This window comes from Marinobacter sp. DS40M6 (genome assembly GCF_028581595.1).
In the GTDB taxonomy this organism is placed as follows: domain Bacteria; phylum Pseudomonadota; class Gammaproteobacteria; order Pseudomonadales; family Oleiphilaceae; genus Marinobacter; species Marinobacter salarius.
In genome coordinates, this window is sequence record NZ_JAFCAE010000002.1 from 24,015 (window position 1) to 40,540 (window position 16,526).

A 16,526-nucleotide genomic window follows, 5' to 3' on the forward strand; every position below is an offset into this window, starting at 1 on the left:
TTTATGGTGCGTCCGGGGCCGGCTTTTTTAGCTCAGGCTATGGCTTTAGCTGAACCAACGCCTCGCATTACGGAACATTCGGATCCATGGCGCGTCTTCACCCCAATCGGCAGGGTGCCACGAAAGCTGGGAGGTTCTGAATACCCGTTCGGGATGGGGCATCAAGATGGTGACCCGTCCATCCCTTGTGGTCACACCGGTTATGCCCGCCTCAGATCCGTTAGGGTTCCATGGGTAACGTGTGGTGACCTCGCCGCGGTTATCCACGTAGCGCAGCGCGATCAGCTCGCTATCACTCAATTGGTCTGCAGACGTTCCAGCCGGGAACTCAACCCTGCCCTCACCATGGGCAACCGCTATCGGCATCCTGGAGCCGGCCATGCCTTCCATGAACGCCGACGGAGAAGCGGGCACCTCCGCCATCACCAACCGGGCTTCGAACTGCTCCGACTGGTTACGTACGAAACGCGGCCAGCCTTCGCTGCCGGGAATCAGTTCGTGCAGGTTGGACAGCATCTGACAACCGTTACAAACGCCAAGTGCCAAGGTGTCCTGACGGTTGAAGAATGCGGCAAACTGATCACGAACCCGATCATTGAACAGGATGGACTTGGCCCAGCCCTCACCTGCACCCAGAACATCCCCATAAGAGAAGCCACCACAGGCAACCATGCTGTTAAACCCTTCCAGGGAAACCCGGCCGGAGAGCAGGTCACTCATGTGAACATCCACGGACTCGAACCCGGCACGGTCAAAGGCGGCGGCCATTTCAACCTGTCCATTAACACCCTGCTCCCGCAGCACCGCCACCCGAGGACTGGCCCCTGTGTTGATGTATGGCGCGGAAACATCGTCGTTGAGGTCGAACGTCAGTTCCGCGTGAAGCCCCGGGTCACTGCTGTCCAGCAGGTTGTCGAACTCCTCCTGAGCGCAATCGGCGTTGTCACGGAGCGACTGCACGCGATAGCTGGTTTCCGCCCAAAGACGCTGCAGGTCCGCCCGCGGTCGTGATATGACCGACTGTCCCTCAAAGGTATAGCGGATGTGGTCGTCCTGGTTGACGGTACCGATCACTGAGGTGTGGTCACCAAGACCCGCTGCCGAAAACTGCTGTAGTACAAACCCGGTATCCTCCCGACGAACCTGGATCACGGCGCCAAGTTCCTCATTGAAGAGCTCACGAGCGAACTGGGACGCATCCTCCGCAAGACCATCGAGTTTGATGTCGATACCGGTGTGCCCGGCAAAGCTCATCTCAGCCAGGGTGACGAACAGGCCACCATCCGAACGGTCATGATACGCCAGCAGCTTGCTGTCTGCGTTCAGGCCCTGGATAACCGCGAAAAACGCCTTGATGTCTTCCGGGTCGTCCAGATCCGGTGCTACCGCACCCACCTGCCGGTAGACCTGCGCCAGTGCCGAACCACCGAGGCGGTTCTGTCCCGCCGCAAGATCAACCAGAATCAGATCTGTATCGCCCGCATCTGTCGCCAGCTGAGGGGTCAATGTTCTGTCCACATCCGTCACCGGTGCGAAACCGCTGATGATCAGCGACAACGGGGCCGTAACACTTTTTTGCTCGCCGCCATCCTCTTCCCAGACCGTCTTCATGGACATGGAATCCTTGCCCACCGGAATGGTGATACCCAGTGCAGGACAAAGCTCCATACCAACCGCACGAACGGTTTCATAGAGGTTTTCATCCTCACCCGGGTGCCCTGCCGCGGCCATCCAGTTGGCGGACAGCCGAATATCCGACAATTTGGCGACAGGGGCGGCCGCCAGGTTGGTAATCACTTCGCCCACTGCCATGCGCCCGGATGCAGGCGCATCGATAACCGCAACCGGTGTGCGCTCACCCATGGCCATGGCTTCGCCTGTTTTCACATCAAAAGACGACGAGGTAACCGCCACATCACTGACAGGCACCTGCCAGGGGCCCGCCATCTGGTCACGCGCGACAAGCCCCGTGATGGTCCGGTCACCAATGGTGATCAGAAAACTCTTTGAGCCCACCGACGGCAGCCTCAGAACACGGCTTACCGCATCGTTCAGATCAATTTTTGTGGAATCAAATATGGGCTTAGTGAATGAGGAACGCGAAACACTGCGATGCATGCGGGGCGGCTTGCCGAACAGAACGTCCATCGGCAGATCAACCGGGCGGTCGTCGAAATACGAATCCCCGAGTTCCAGATGGTGGGCCTCGGTGGCTTCGCCGATCACCGCATAGGGGCAACGCTCACGGCGGCACAGGGCATCAAACTGTTCAAGGTTCTCCGGCGCCACCGCCATCACGTAACGTTCCTGGGATTCGTTACACCAGATCTCCAGGGGCGACATGCCCGGCTCGTCGCTGGGAATGTCACGCAGTTCGAAACGGCCACCGCGACCACCGTCCTTGACCAGTTCCGGCATGGCGTTGGACAGGCCGCCAGCTCCCACGTCATGAATAAAGCATATGGGGTTGTCGTCGCCCATTTGCCAGCAACGATCAATCACTTCCTGGCAGCGACGTTCCATTTCCGGGTTATCCCGCTGGACCGACGCAAAGTCCAGGTTCTCGTTGCTGGATCCGGAATCCATGGACGATGCAGCGCCGCCGCCCAGACCAATCAACATGGACGGGCCGCCGAGGACGATCAACTTGGCCCCCACAGGAATATTGCCTTTCTCCACATGGTTCGCCCGGATATTACCCAGGCCGCCAGCGATCATGATGGGCTTGTGATAACCGCGTACCTCTTCGCCACCAGCACCGGGCGCCACTTCCTCAAAGGTCCGGAAATACCCGGCGAGATTGGGACGGCCGAACTCATTGTTGAAGGCAGCACCGCCAATGGGACCTTCAATCATGATATCCAGAGGCGAGGCAATTCGTTCCGGCTTCCCGTAACCAAGCTCCCAGGGCTGCGGGTCATTCGGGATGTTAAGGTTGGATACCGTGAACCCGCTGAGGCCCGCCTTCGGCTTGGAACCACGCCCGGTTGCCCCTTCATCACGGATCTCACCACCAGAACCGGTTGCAGCGCCAGCCGCCGGCGCTATCGCGGTCGGATGGTTGTGGGTTTCCACTTTCATCAGGATATGGATATCTTCCTCATGATAGCGATACACACCGGTTTCGGGCTCCGGGAAGAAACGCCCCCCACGGCTGCCGGCGATGACCGACGCGTTGTCCTTATAAGCGGAAAGCACGCCCTCGCTGTTCATCTCAAAGGTATTGCGAATCATCGCAAACAGGGATTTTTCCTGCCCTTCGCCGTCGATATCCCAGGAGGCGTTGAAAATTTTGTGGCGGCAATGTTCTGAGTTGGCCTGCGCAAACATCATCAACTCAACATCGGTGGGATCACGTTCCAGGTCCGAGAAGGACTTCACCAGGTAATCGATCTCGTCTTCCGCCAGCGCCAGGCCCAGTGAGCGATTGGCATCTACCAGTGCCTGACGCCCACCAGAAAGCACCGGAACACGGTTAAGGGTGCGCGGCTCGTCGGTATGGAACAACAATTCCGCACCGCCCATCTCGTGGAAGACTTTCTGGGTCATGCGGTCGTGAAGCAACGCCGCAATCTTCTCCCGCTGCTCGAGGCTCAGCTTGCGATTGGCTTTCACGTAATAGGCGATACCCCGCTCAATCCGCCGAATCTGCCGCAGGCCACAGTTGCGGGCGATGTCCGTCGCTTTACTTGACCAGGGTGAAAGGGTGCCTGGGCGCGGAACCACCAGGAAAAGTACGCCATCAGGCTCTTCGGCGGAAACACTGGGACCGTATGTCAGCAGGCGATCAAGTACCGCCTGATCGGATTCGGACAGCGGGAACTCAAGATCCGTGAAGTGCATGAACTCGGCATACACATGTTCCACCGCAGGCACGATGTCCTGGAGGCGAGTATGCAGCTTGCGGGAACGAAAGGGCGAGAGCGCGGGAGCGCCGCGAAGTTCAAGCATGATCAAAACCTGTACGCGCGAGACTGGGAGCCGGTGCAGCATCCTGTGTTCCGTATCGACGGAGTACAAGGCAAACAGGAAAAGGCCGGCCATCTGAAAGGCCGCAATGATACTTGAAACACGCACCGGGATACAGCGTCAAAAGGTTATAAACCGGCCGCTATAATTTACATTGTTTTGCACATTAACCGAGCAGATTCATTGACCACCCCAGTATGACCGGGGATCATTACAGATGAGCCAGGGAGGCTCCGTATTGAGTGAACATCGGTTAAACTCCCCAAAACTGTGCTGGCATGCCACTTGCTGCTTTTTTAGTAACGCAAGAAGTGCGAGCGAGGTAGCAGGGAGTGATCGGACATCAGGGGAAACACCGTAACACTCAGCGTCCTGCATCAAGGGAGTTCAGGAATTTGCCTAAGAACCGTCGTCAGCCGTACACGGCCATCGCGAAATACACCTGCCTACTGTCAATAATCCTGACAGTTGCAGGATGCTCAAGGCCAAGCACTCTTCAGGAGATCCGTTCCGAGGGTGTGCTCCACGTTATCACCCGGAATGCGCCATCGGTTTATTTTGAAGGCCGTGATGGCCCCACTGGTTATGACTACGAACTGGCGCGCCTGTTCGCAGAGGACCTGGGCGTTGAGCTCAAGGTTCGCGTTGCGAAGGACAACACCAGCGTGCTGTCGATACTCGATCAGGACTACGCTCACATCGGTCTGGCAGGGCTGTCCTCGCGCCCCGATTTTCAGCAGCGCTACCAGAAGGTTGCCAACGGCATCGAAGCCGAATCCGTTGTGGTCTATAACCGCGAAGTTGACCGCCCGGAATCCCTGGAGGATCTTGAGGGGCAGACTATCCATCTGGTGGCGGACAGCAATCACGAACACCAATTGGAACAGTTCAGCGCCAACAACAGCGGCCTGCAGTGGACCATGCACGCCGGCCTGGACGCGGCTGGCATCCTCTCACGCGTGGAGTCCGGCGAGTTCCCGCTGGCCATCGTATCCTCCAACGAACTCGAGCTGAACCATGTGTTCTTCCCGAAGGTCAAGAGCGCGTTCAGCCTCGGAGAGCCCGAACCATTACTGTGGCTCTTTCCCAGCGAGCAGGACCAGAGTCTGGCCAATGCCGCCGAACAGTTTATTCAGGAGCTGCGGGACGACGGCACACTGGCGCATATTTCCGAGCGATTCTACGGTCATCTCGACCGCCTGGACTATGTTGGCGCGCGGACCTTTGTTCATCACGTGGAAAACCGCCTGCCCAAGTACGAAAGCCTGTTTCGCGATTACGCCAAGACCTACGAACTGGACTGGCGACTGCTGGCCGCCATGGGCTACCAGGAGTCCCACTGGCGCCCTAATGCAGTCTCTCCGACCGGTGTTCGCGGCCTGATGATGTTAACGCGGAACACAGCCAGCCATATCGGCATCAATAATCGTCTCGATGCCGAGGAAAGCATCCAGGGTGGCGCAAAGTATTTCACCATCGTGCATAGCCGGGTCCCCGATCGCATTCCCGAACCGGACCGTACCTGGTTTGCCCTCGCCTCCTATAACGTTGGCTGGGGGCACGTGGAGGATGCCCGCAGGCTGACTGAGGGGGCCGGCAGAAACCCTGACCGCTGGATGGACGTCAAGGAATTCCTGCCTCTGCTTGCCCAGAAGGAATGGTATTCCAAAACGCGGTTTGGCTACGCCAGGGGGCATGAACCGGTGATTTACGTTCAGAACATACGCCGCTACTACGATTTCCTGGCCTGGCTGACGGAGCCAACAAAGGTAGCGGAAACTGAGGAAAAGCCCTGGTTCAAAGAGCTGGAGGGTATGGAAAAGATTGTCGGCCCCGTCGATGGCAAGGAAAACAACAGCGACATCAGGGCGTCGCTGCCAGAGGAATTCGGTTTCGTCCCACCAACGCTATAGCCGTTGCTCAAGCGCGTTTTCCACGTGCTCGGAGGAAAACCCCCGACGGGCAAGAAAGCGGGCCTGGCGAGCTTTTTCATCCCAGTCATCGCGGATATCGCTGAGCCCGAACCGCTTCTCCCGAAGCAGCGTCGCCCGGTCGGTCCAGTCCGTGTCGTTCATTTCCCGGACGCAGGACGGCGTCTCCTGGACACCCCTTTGCTGGAGTTCAGCCTGGATTCTCAGCGGCCCGTAGCCCAGATCCATCCGCTGCCGGGCATAGACCTCCGCGAATCGCTCATCACTCAACCAACCTTCGGTTTCATAGTCGTCCAGAACCTGCTCAATAACATCCGATTCGATCTTCCTCTGCTTGAGCTTAAGCGCGAGTTCCAAACGGCTGTGCTCCCGTCTGGCGAGCAGTCGCAACGCGGCGGAACGCGCCTTGTGGTCCTGATCTTCCGGATTTGATGCTTTTCCCATTCAGACTCTTCCCGCAAATGCCGACAAAACGCTAGACTAGCCCCCACCTAATACAGCTGACCGTTCAATTCCATGGATCGATCAGCTGACGTACCCGGCACCCGGAACTCCGGACAACGCCGATGGCTGGTGCCTGCTTACTTTGCCGGCACCGGGAACTGGTTTCAATATCAAAGGATAACCCCATGGCCGCATTCATCCAGAAACTGTTTGGAAATCGCAAAGCAACCGCGACTGCCGTTACCCCTCGCAAGGAAGCTACGAAGGAAGAGGCCGACAAGACAAGCAGGCAGGATGACCAACGAGAGCTGCAGGCAGAAGCACTGAAAGCCAACCCGTCCGAAGGCGAACTCGAGGAACTGGCCATTGGCGGCCTAACAGCAGGTATACGCAGCGAGGCGGCGGAAGCACTGACAGAAAAAGCCACCCTGCAGCGCGTCCAGAAGCTTGCCAAAGGCAAGGACAAAGGGGTCTATCAAATCGTTCGCCAGAAGCTGCAACGTATTCGCGACGACGAAGATCGACAACGAAAACTGGCCGAAACCATTCAAACCATCGTGCGTCATGCGGTTGAGCAGGCCCGCAGCGACGACACGAAGTTGTTTGAGGCGCGTCTGGACGCACTCCTCCAAAAGTGGGCTGATGTGGAGGCTCAGGCCTCACAGGAACAAACCACGGAGTTCCTGCAGGCTGTTCACCAGTGCCGCGAACGGCTGCGCGAGATGCAGGCCGAAAAGGATCAGCTGAGGCATCAGCAAGAGCAAAAGAGCCAACGGGCGGAAACGTTGTCCTTGCTGGAAGACACCCTTGACGAACTGAAACATCAGGATCCGGACCTGGAACCCTCCCTGGCCTCCCTGGATGCCTTGCAGAAAACCCAGGAGAACCGCTGGCTGGAAGCCACCCGGGACACCCAGGTGGAGAAACAGGAACAGAAAACCTACGAGAACCTGATGCAGTCGCTGCGGAGTTATATATCCGCAGTCAAGCGCCTCGGCCAGCACCGCGACGAGATCATGGCACTGCAGGCCACCGACAGCAGTGACACCGATGATAGCAAGCAGACCGACCAAGCCAGGGTGATACTGGAAACCGTCGACTGGCCCCGCGATTTCAGGCGCCCCACCTTGCTGGACGCTCTGAATCGCCTTGCGGGAAAACCCCGCCCTGCAAAAACCAACAAGCCAGACTCGGAAGAACAGAAGGCCTTGGCTGATTCGCTTCGGCAGGTGTTGGATAAGTTGGAGGAAGCTCTCGAATCCAAGCAGTTGAAGGAGTCCCGCCAGCACTTCAAGGCCGCACAACAACTCGCAAAAGGCCTTGATCATCGCCACGGCAAATCACTGCAACCACGAATGCACCTGCTCGGAGGCCAGCTTCGCGAACTGACAGACTGGCAGGGCTTTGCAACGCGCCCGAAACAGGAGTCGCTCTGCGAACAGATGGAATACCTGGCAAACCAGCCCATGGAACCGGAAGCCAAGGCTGAGCGAATCAAGGAACTGCAGAATGAGTGGCGGGGTTTGGGAGGTTCTTCCGATCGCGACTTGTGGTCACGGTTCAAGCAGGCCTCGGATCAGGCGTATGAGCCCTGCAAGGCCTATTTCTCTGCCAAGTCCGGGCTGAAACAGGCAAACCTGGAAACCCGCAAGACGATTTGCGATCAGCTGGGCACATTCCTCGACAACGCCGACTGGAATAACATTGACTGGAAAGCGGCCGAACGCATACACCAGACCGCACGTGAAGAGTGGAAAGCGGCCTGGCCCGTGGAATTTCGCGACAATCGCCCGGTTCAGAAACGGTTCGACGACCTGCTGAAACAGCTCGAGGCGCCGCTGGATACCGAGCGTAAGAAGAACGAAGCTCTTAAACAGGGCATTGTTGAGCGAGCGGAAGCCCTGATTGAACACGAGCCCCTGGGCGATGCCATGAGCCAGGCGAAAGCCCTGCAAACAGAGTGGACGAGCATTGGCATTACCCGACACCGCGAAGACCGAAAACTGTGGCAAGCGTTCCGCAAAGCCTGCGACCAGATCTTCGCGCGAAGGGATGCCCGCAAGAATGAGCAGGAACAGCTTTCCCGTGAGGCGGATGAAAAAGCGGGGCCGGTGCTTGAAGCCTGCCAATCGGCAGGCTCCGATAGCAGCCTTGATGTACTCAAAGCGACACTGGCTGAACTTGACTCGCTCAGAAACGAGCCATTGTCTGCGGGCAGCAAAGAGCGAGTCAGCCAGGAACGCAGTCGCCTTTCAGGGCTGGTTTCGACCCGCCAGCTGCAGGATCAGATAGATACCTGGAAAACTTGGATCAACGCCCGGAGTTCAAGCACCCTGGACAGCGAGGCACTGCCACAGCATTGGGCCGGTCTGGCTGCCGATGTGGGCCAGCCAGACCCGGTAGAACTGGTGATTCGGGCGGAGATACTGGCGGAAGTGCCGTCACCGGCGGAAGACCAGGGCCGTCGCATGGAAATTCAGGTACAACGACTTGCCGAAGGCATGGGCAACGCTTCTTCGGACAGCGACAAATCAAGGCAACTGGAAATGCTGGTTGCCAACTGGTGTGTGGCTCAACCAGTGGATGTTGTCAGTGAGCCCCTGGCTGAACGGCTTGGCAAGGCGTTGGAGGCTGTACTGCGGGAGAGCTAACCATCGCGCTGATGGCTTTTCATTCCCGCTGATGGCTCTGTTATTCGCGCTGATGGCTCTTTTATTCGCGCTGATGGCTCTTCACAAACTCCCTGGCCTCCCGAACGGCGGTCAGGGCCTGTTTTTTCATGGTTTCGAGTTCGCCGTCGGCGAGGTAGAACATCATATCGATGCTGTGGCGGTAATATTTGGCTGGTAGCCGATTCAGCGCCACACACATCACGTCGGTCAGGTAGTCCTGGCTGTCACCATCCCCTCTTGTTTCATCAATGGCTTCCGCAACCAGCGGCTCGTAAAAGTTATCGATGGCATCTCTCAGGGACATCGCCTTGCTCCTGCTTGTGATGGGTACCTGTCTACACCATAGAACCCTACCCTGAAATTGTCATGACCGGATTGAGCAGTTTCGCCAATTCGATTGGCAGTGCTCGTCATTACGCTTACCCGTCAGGACCCGCTATGGTTACCCTTCGCGATGCTATTACTGAGTCAACGACCAACAGAGGACAGGAAATGACCACCGAAGCCTATATCTTCGATGCGGTTCGTACGCCCCGGGGGCGCGGCAAGAAAGACGGTGCCCTGCACAGCGTTAAACCCATTACCCTGCTGACCACCGTTCTCAAGGCGCTACAGGAGAGAAACAGCCTGGACACCGCCCAGGTGGACGACATCGTTATGGGCTGCGTGACGGCGGTTGGCGACCAGGGTGCGGATATTGCCAAAACCGCCGCCCTGGCCGCGGACTGGGACGAAGTTGTAGCCGGTGTCACCCTGAACCGCTTCTGTGCATCCGGCCTTGAGGCCGTCAACCTGGCGGCGATGAAGGTTCGTTCCGGGTGGGAAGACCTGGTGGTTGCCGGCGGTGTTGAAGGCATGTCCCGTGTCCCCATGGGTTCCGATGGCGGTGCCTGGGCCACGGACCCGGCCACCAACCTGCACACTGGCTTTATGCCACAGGGCATCGGCGCGGACCTGATTGCGACACTGGAAGGCTTTAGCCGGGAGGATGTAGACGGGTTTGCGGTGAAGTCACAACAAAAGGCCGCCAACGCCTGGGAAAAAGGCTATTTTTCAAAGTCCATCGTTCCGGTTACCGACCAGAATGGCGTGATGATCCTGGATCGTGACGAACATGTACGCGGCAACACCACGGTGGAATCCCTGTCCAGCCTCAAGCCCTCGTTCCAGATGATGGGTGAAATGGGCTTCGACGGCGTCGCCCGGGAAAAATACCACTACGTGGAGAAAATCAATCACGTACATCATGCCGGCAACTCCTCCGGTATTGTGGATGGCGCCACGGCGCTCCTTATTGGCAGCGAAGCCAAGGGCAAGGCCATGGGGCTCAAACCCCGAGCACGTATCCTGGCCACAGCGGTCACCAGCACCGACCCCACTATCATGCTGACCGGCCCTGCCCCGGCGGCTCGCAAGGCGCTGGAAAAAGCCGGCATGACAGTCGACCAGATCGACTTGTTCGAAGTAAACGAAGCGTTTGCCTCCGTGGTGATGCGCTTCCAGAGGGAGTTGTCGGTTCCGGACGAAAAAGTGAACGTGAACGGCGGTGCTATCGCCATGGGCCACCCACTGGGGGCCACTGGCGCTATGATCCTGGGCACCCTGCTCGACGAACTGGAGCGGAGAGAACTGCGCTACGGCCTGGCCACCCTGTGTGTGGGTGGCGGAATGGGTATTGCCACCATCATTGAGCGCGTCTGAGCCGACGACTGATTCTGAGAGGAGAACCAACTATGAGCGCCATTCACTACGACCTGGGTTCAGACCAGATCCTGACCCTGACCATCGACATGCCCGGCCAGTCCGCCAACACCATGAACGCCGATTTTCGAGCGGCACTGACGGAGACAGTGGGCAAGGTTAAAAGCGATCTCGACAATATCCGCGGCATTATTGTCACCTCCGCCAAGAAAACCTTCTTTGCCGGCGGTGACCTGAAAGAGCTGTACAAAGTAACCCGGGAGGACGCCGGTGCCTTTGAAGACATGGTCAACGGCATGAAAGCCGAGATGCGCGTCCTCGAAACCAGCGGCAAACCCATCGTGGCAGCCATCAATGGCTCTGCCCTCGGTGGCGGTCTGGAAATCTGCCTGGCGTGCCATCACCGGGTTGTTCTGGACGAAGACAAGATTCAACTGGGCCTTCCGGAAGTCACCCTTGGACTGTTGCCCGGTGGCGGCGGCACTCAACGCCTGCCCCGTATGATCGGTTTGGAAGCGGCCTTCCCCTTCCTGATGGAAGGCAAAAAGGTAAACCCAAAAGCGGCGCTTAAGGCCGGCATTGTTAATGAACTGGCCTCGTCCACCGACGACATGATGGCCAAGGCACGGGCCTTTATCGACGCCAATCCAAAGAGCCAGCAGCCTTGGGACCAGAAAGGCTTCAAGTTTCCTGGCGGCGCGCCTCACCACCCCGCCATGGCCCAGAAACTGGCTATTGCGCCGGCAATGCTCAAGCAGAAAACCAAAGGCTGCTACCCCGCCCCGGAGCGTATCCTGTCCGCCGCCGTGGAAGGTGCCCAAGTGGACTTCGACAATGGCAGCCTGATCGAAACCCGCTATTTCGCGGAACTGGTTATTGGTCAGGTCGCCAAGAACATGACCGGCACTTTCTGGTTTCAGCTTAACGCGGTCAACGCCGGCGAAAGCCGCCCGCAGGGTGTTGAGAAGGAAACCTTCCGCAAAGTGGGCGTCCTTGGCGCCGGCATGATGGGCGCGGGCATCGCCTACTCCACCGCAACCCGAGGCCTGGATGTGGTCCTCAAGGACGTTTCCACGGAAAACGCTGAAAAAGGCAAGGCCTATTCCGAGAAACTGCTGGCGAAAAAAGTCAGCCGTGGGCGCATGACGGAAGAACAGAAAGCCGAGATATTGAACCGCATTAAGGCCACTGGTTCCGCGGACGACCTGGAAGGATGCGATCTGGTCATCGAGGCCGTTTTTGAAGACAGCAACCTGAAAGCAAAAGTAACCCAGGAAGCGGAAGCGAAACTGGCCGGGAACGGTCTCTTTGCGTCCAACACCTCCACCATTCCCATTACCCAATTGGCCAAGGCCTCGGCTCGGCCCGAAAAATTCATTGGGCTGCACTTCTTTTCGCCGGTGGACAAGATGCAACTGGTGGAAATCATCGTGGGTGAGAAAACATCTGACGACACCCTCGCCCGCGCCTTTGATTACGTCCAGCAGATCGGCAAGATCCCCATTGTGGTCAACGACAGCCGCGGGTTCTTCACCTCACGGGTGTTTGGCACCTTCGTCAATGAAGGAATCGCCATGCTGGGTGAAGGTATCCATCCGTCCAGCATCGAAAACGCAGGCGTATTGGCCGGCATGCCGGTCGGCCCGCTGGCGATTTCTGATGAAGTCAGCATGACCCTTATGCAACATATCCGCGACCAGAGCAAAAAAGACACGGAAGCGGCCGGTCAAACCTGGAACGCGCACCCGGCGGAAGCCGTCATCGACCGGATGGTCGGCAGCCACGACCGCAAGGGCAAGGCCGCCGGTGCCGGCTTCTACGAGTATCCGCAATCTGGGAAAAAGCACCTCTGGCCGGAACTGGACACACTGTTTGTCGATCGGGAAAAAGCCCGGAACACGGACCTCCAGGAGCTGAAAGACCGCATCCTGTTCATCCAGGCCATCGAAACCGTACGCTGCCTGGAAGAAGGCGTACTCCGGACCGTTGAAGACGCCAACATCGGCAGTATATTCGGTATTGGCTTTGCCCCCTGGACCGGCGGTGCCATCCAGTTCATCAACCAATACGGTGTCAGAGCCTTTGCAGAACGGGCAAAAGTCCTGGCCGAGCGCTTTGGTGAGCGATTCAACCCACCCCGTCTGTTGCTGGACAAGGCAGAACGCAACGCGGTCTTCGAGTAATCAACCCCATCCCTTGCCGGAGCTGCACCTGCGCGCTCCGGCAAGGGGGTCACCAAAGGTTTCTCGCTGGCTTTCCGCCGGCCCCCGCGTTCACAAATCTGACGACTTCATGGACAGATTGTCACGTATCGAAACTTCCCCACTATGGCAACCGGTTCTGTGCTTGCCTACAATAAAACCATGAGCCAATCCAGCGATACCCAAAAAGCGCTTAATCAACTGCCAGCGGCCGCTCATCATGGGTCCCTCTCCGCAGCGCACGGTATCGTCCACACCGTCAGGTAACAAAGCTTATGAGCATCGCGGAACGATTTGTCACCCGTTACAGCACGACCATGGGTGGAGTCATGCCCGGCAAAAAAACCTTTGCCCTGGCTCTCACGCTCGCACTCGCTGTGCCTGTATCGGCCAAGCTGGATACCGACAAGGTCTACCAGCCGGTGTCTCCAACGGTGGAGCAGGCCCGCGCCAACATATTGATTGCCCGCCAATTGCAGTTCACCCACTTCCGCGATTTGAGCATCAACGACTCGCTGTCTGGGGATGTGTTTGACGCTTATCTTGACTACCTGGATGGCCAGCGCGTCTACCTGACACAGAAAGACATCGACAAGCTCAGTGCGATTCGGCTTGGGCTCGGATCGGCGCTCAAAACCGGTCAACTGCAACCGGGTTTTGATATCTACAACCTGGTTCAGCAACGCATCATTGAACGCCTCGAGTTCGCTCTCGACCTGATCGACAACGGCATCGACAAGCTCGACTTCAGTGCCGACGAACGCATCCTGCTGGACCGCTCCGATGCCGATTGGGCCGCCGACAGGGAAGCACTGGACGACCTGTGGGTAAAAAGAATCAAGAACGCCGTCCTGGCACAACGTCTCAACGATTCCGATGACGAATCCATCAAGGAGGCTCTGCAACGGCGCTATGAAGGCCAGTTGAAGCGCGCCTACCAGGCACGTAGCGAGGACGCGTTTCAGGCTTACATGAACGCCTTCGCGGGCATGTGGGACCCGCATACCTCCTACTTTTCACCGCGCACGTCCGAGAATTTCAATATCAACATGAGCCTGTCCCTCGAGGGCATCGGCGCAGTGCTGCAATCAGACAACGAATACACCAAGGTGGTTCGCCTGGTACCGGGTGGGCCTGCCTCAAAGCAAGGCCAGCTTGAGCCGGCAGACCGTATCGTGTCGGTCAAACAGGACGACGAGGAAAAGCCCGTCAACGTCATCGGCTGGCGCCTCGACGAGGTTGTGGATCTGATTCGCGGCCCCCGCGAATCCACGGTGACCCTGGAAGTCATTCCCGCCGATGCCCCGGATGAAACCGTCACTGAAACCATCGCCATTGAGCGGGACAAAGTGAAGCTGGAGGAACAAAGCGCCAGCAAGGAAGTCATCGAGTTCGAACGCGGCAATACCACTTACAGCATCGGCGTCATTAACATTCCCACCTTCTACGCCGACTTCAAGGCGATGCAGGATGGCGATCCCAACTACAAGAGCACCACCCGGGATGTTCGCAAACTGATCGACGAGTTGAAGGCAGATGGCGTCGATGGCGTGGTGATGGACCTCCGCAATAACGGCGGCGGCGCACTTCATGAAGCCAACGACCTGGTCGGCCTGTTCATCGAGGAAGGCCCCACGGTACAGATTCGCAACTCCAACAACGACGTACAGGTACTCAACGACGAGGACCCATCCGTTGCCTATGACGGGCCGCTGGTGGTGCTGGTCAACCGAATGAGTGCCTCCGCCTCGGAGATTTTTGCCGGTGCCATCCAGGATTATGGCCGGGGCCTTGTGGTCGGCTCCCAAACCTTCGGAAAAGGCACGGTACAGGCTGTTCGGCCGCTGAATCACGGCCAGCTGAAGATCACCCAGAGCAAGTTCTACCGGGTGTCCGGCGGCTCGACCCAGCACAAAGGCGTGATTCCGGACATAGAAATTCCGTCGCGCGTGGACAAGACCCGTATCGGCGAGGATGCGCTGGACCACGCCCTGCCCTGGGACCAGATTGAAGCCGTGCCACATGCGCGCTACTTCGACTTCAGCGGTGTTATCGATGAACTCCGGAAGCGCCACGATACCCGATTTGAGGAAAACCCGGAGTTCAGCTTGCTGCAGAAGGAAATCGAATTCCTGAAGCAACAACGCGAACAGGAATACGTCAGCCTGAACCTTGAAAAGCGCAAGGAATATCAGTCACAGATTGAGAGCACCCGGTTGACCATCGCCAACGCACGCCGCGCCATACACGGTGAAGAAGCCTTCGAAAGCCTGGATGCGCTGGACGACTGGCAGGACGAGCAGGCGGCGGAACCAGACAGCGCAGACGACGAACTGGATTTCATTATCCGCGAAGGCGGTAACATCATGGCGGATATGCTTGAGCTGGATCAGCGCATGGCGTCCATCCTGGCCCCCAAGCAGATCACCGCCCAGGCGGATACGCTGAGCGGCAAGTCAGGCCAGTAAAGGGTTTCAGCTAAACAATCCCGCCATACCGGTCAGGTTCGGGGTGCTGACCACACCCTTCTCAGTGACGATGACGTCGATCAGACTGGCCGGCGTCACATCGAACACCGGGTTAAACACCTTCACGCCAGCGGGGGCGATCTGAACGCCCCGAACCTGCCTGAGCTCCTCCCCCTCGCGTTCTTCAATCGGGATGTCCTTCCCCGATGCGAGGGCCATATCCACCGTACTGGACGGTGCCACCACCATAAAACCGACTTTATGATGCCGGGCCAGGACCGCCAGGCTATAGGTGCCAATCTTGTTGGCCACATCACCGTTGGCCGTAATTCGGTCCGCGCCGACAATCACCCAACGCACATGACCCGCCGCAAGTATCGACGCCGCCGCCCCATCTGCGTTGAGCGTCACCGGAATCCCATCCCTTGCCAGTTCCCAGGCGGTCAATCGGCTACCCTGAAGCCACGGCCGGGTCTCATCGGCAAACACATCCTTCAAAAGCTTTTTCTCATGCAGCCGCCGGATCACTCCCAGCGCTGTGCCGTAGCCGCCGGTGGCAAGCGCCCCGGTATTGCAGTGGGTCAGAACCGAAAACGGTTTGCTGGCATCCATGTGGGCCAGTGCATAGTCCGCCATTGCCAGATTGGCGGACAGGTCGTCCTTATGGATTTGAACCGCCGTTTCGGAGAGGCGCTTTACCGCCTCCTCCAGGGAGTGACATTCTGAGAACACCTGCTCCATTTTCTGCAGCGCCCAGAACAGGTTCACCGCCGTTGGCCGGGAGGCCGCCAGTTCGCGAATGGCCTGCTTGATCTCCGCTTTCCAGTCACCGCCACCAGCGTGCCGGGCTGCAAGGGCAACACCGTACGCGGCGCTGATTCCGATCGCCGGCGCCCCACGCACCACCATATTGCGGATACTCTGAGCCACCCCGGCGGAGCCCTCCAGCGTGATCCAGTGTTCCTGGTCCGGCAGCAGCCGCTGATCCAACAATTCAAGACTTCCGCCATGCCAGCGAATGGCTACGGTGCCGATAGCACGGTCACCAGATGAAACAGGGGCGCGACTCATTCATTAACTCCTGAGGGTTACAAAACGGCAGTATACCTGTGTTAATACGGTAAACTCAGCCCCCAGGGT

General features: G+C 58.1%; 9 protein-coding genes. 5 read left to right on the forward strand and 4 right to left on the reverse strand.

The features are described from left to right. Positions 1–45: 45 nt before the first annotated feature. Positions 46–3,951 (reverse strand): phosphoribosylformylglycinamidine synthase, encoded by a 3,906-nt coding sequence (gene purL, locus JJO78_RS04165; protein ID WP_075194609.1) that lies wholly within the window; start codon positions 3,949–3,951, stop codon positions 46–48. A 536-nt stretch (positions 3,952–4,487) separates the two neighbouring features. Here purL and mltF point away from each other — a divergent pair. Then, on the forward strand, positions 4,488–5,882 hold the full coding sequence (mltF, locus tag JJO78_RS04170) for a membrane-bound lytic murein transglycosylase MltF (RefSeq protein WP_319830334.1): 1,395 nt from the start codon (positions 4,488–4,490) through the stop codon (positions 5,880–5,882). On the opposite strand, the gene JJO78_RS04175 is transcribed toward mltF, so the two are convergent. Continuing rightward, complete coding sequence (locus tag JJO78_RS04175; protein WP_269400128.1) at positions 5,877–6,344, reverse strand: regulatory protein RecX; 468 nt, start codon at positions 6,342–6,344, stop codon at positions 5,877–5,879. The two genes, mltF and JJO78_RS04175, sit on opposite strands and share 6 nt — an antisense overlap. A 185-nt stretch (positions 6,345–6,529) precedes the next feature. On the opposite strand from JJO78_RS04175, the gene JJO78_RS04180 reads away from it, so the two are divergent. Next, positions 6,530–8,995: a DUF349 domain-containing protein gene (locus tag JJO78_RS04180; protein ID WP_273622862.1), complete on the forward strand. Its 2,466-nt coding sequence runs from the start codon at positions 6,530–6,532 to the stop codon at positions 8,993–8,995. 61 nt (positions 8,996–9,056) lie between these two features. Here the strand turns inward: JJO78_RS04180 and JJO78_RS04185 are convergent, their stop codons facing one another. Then, a complete protein-coding gene (locus tag JJO78_RS04185; RefSeq protein ID WP_041334642.1) occupies positions 9,057–9,320 on the reverse strand; it encodes a late competence development ComFB family protein in 264 nt (87 codons plus the stop codon). A gap of 188 nt (positions 9,321–9,508) precedes the next feature. Here JJO78_RS04185 and JJO78_RS04190 point away from each other — a divergent pair, with 188 nt between their 5' ends. The 3 genes from JJO78_RS04190 to JJO78_RS04200 all read left to right on the forward strand — a co-directional run bounded on the left by JJO78_RS04190 (position 9,509) and on the right by JJO78_RS04200 (position 15,386). After that, positions 9,509–10,717 (forward strand): acetyl-CoA C-acetyltransferase, encoded by a 1,209-nt coding sequence (locus JJO78_RS04190; RefSeq protein WP_269400126.1) that lies wholly within the window; start codon positions 9,509–9,511, stop codon positions 10,715–10,717. Between the two features lie 32 nt (positions 10,718–10,749). Further along, positions 10,750–12,900, forward strand: a complete 2,151-nt coding sequence (locus tag JJO78_RS04195; RefSeq protein ID WP_126810336.1) for a 3-hydroxyacyl-CoA dehydrogenase NAD-binding domain-containing protein — start codon at positions 10,750–10,752, stop codon at positions 12,898–12,900. 293 nt (positions 12,901–13,193) lie between these two features. Beyond that, positions 13,194–15,386, forward strand: a complete 2,193-nt coding sequence (locus JJO78_RS04200; protein WP_193216587.1) for a carboxy terminal-processing peptidase — start codon at positions 13,194–13,196, stop codon at positions 15,384–15,386. A gap of 6 nt (positions 15,387–15,392) precedes the next feature. On the opposite strand, the gene mtnA is transcribed toward JJO78_RS04200, so the two are convergent. Next, positions 15,393–16,457, reverse strand: a complete 1,065-nt coding sequence (gene mtnA, locus JJO78_RS04205) for an S-methyl-5-thioribose-1-phosphate isomerase (protein WP_051946882.1) — start codon at positions 16,455–16,457, stop codon at positions 15,393–15,395. Positions 16,458–16,526 lie beyond the last annotated feature (69 nt).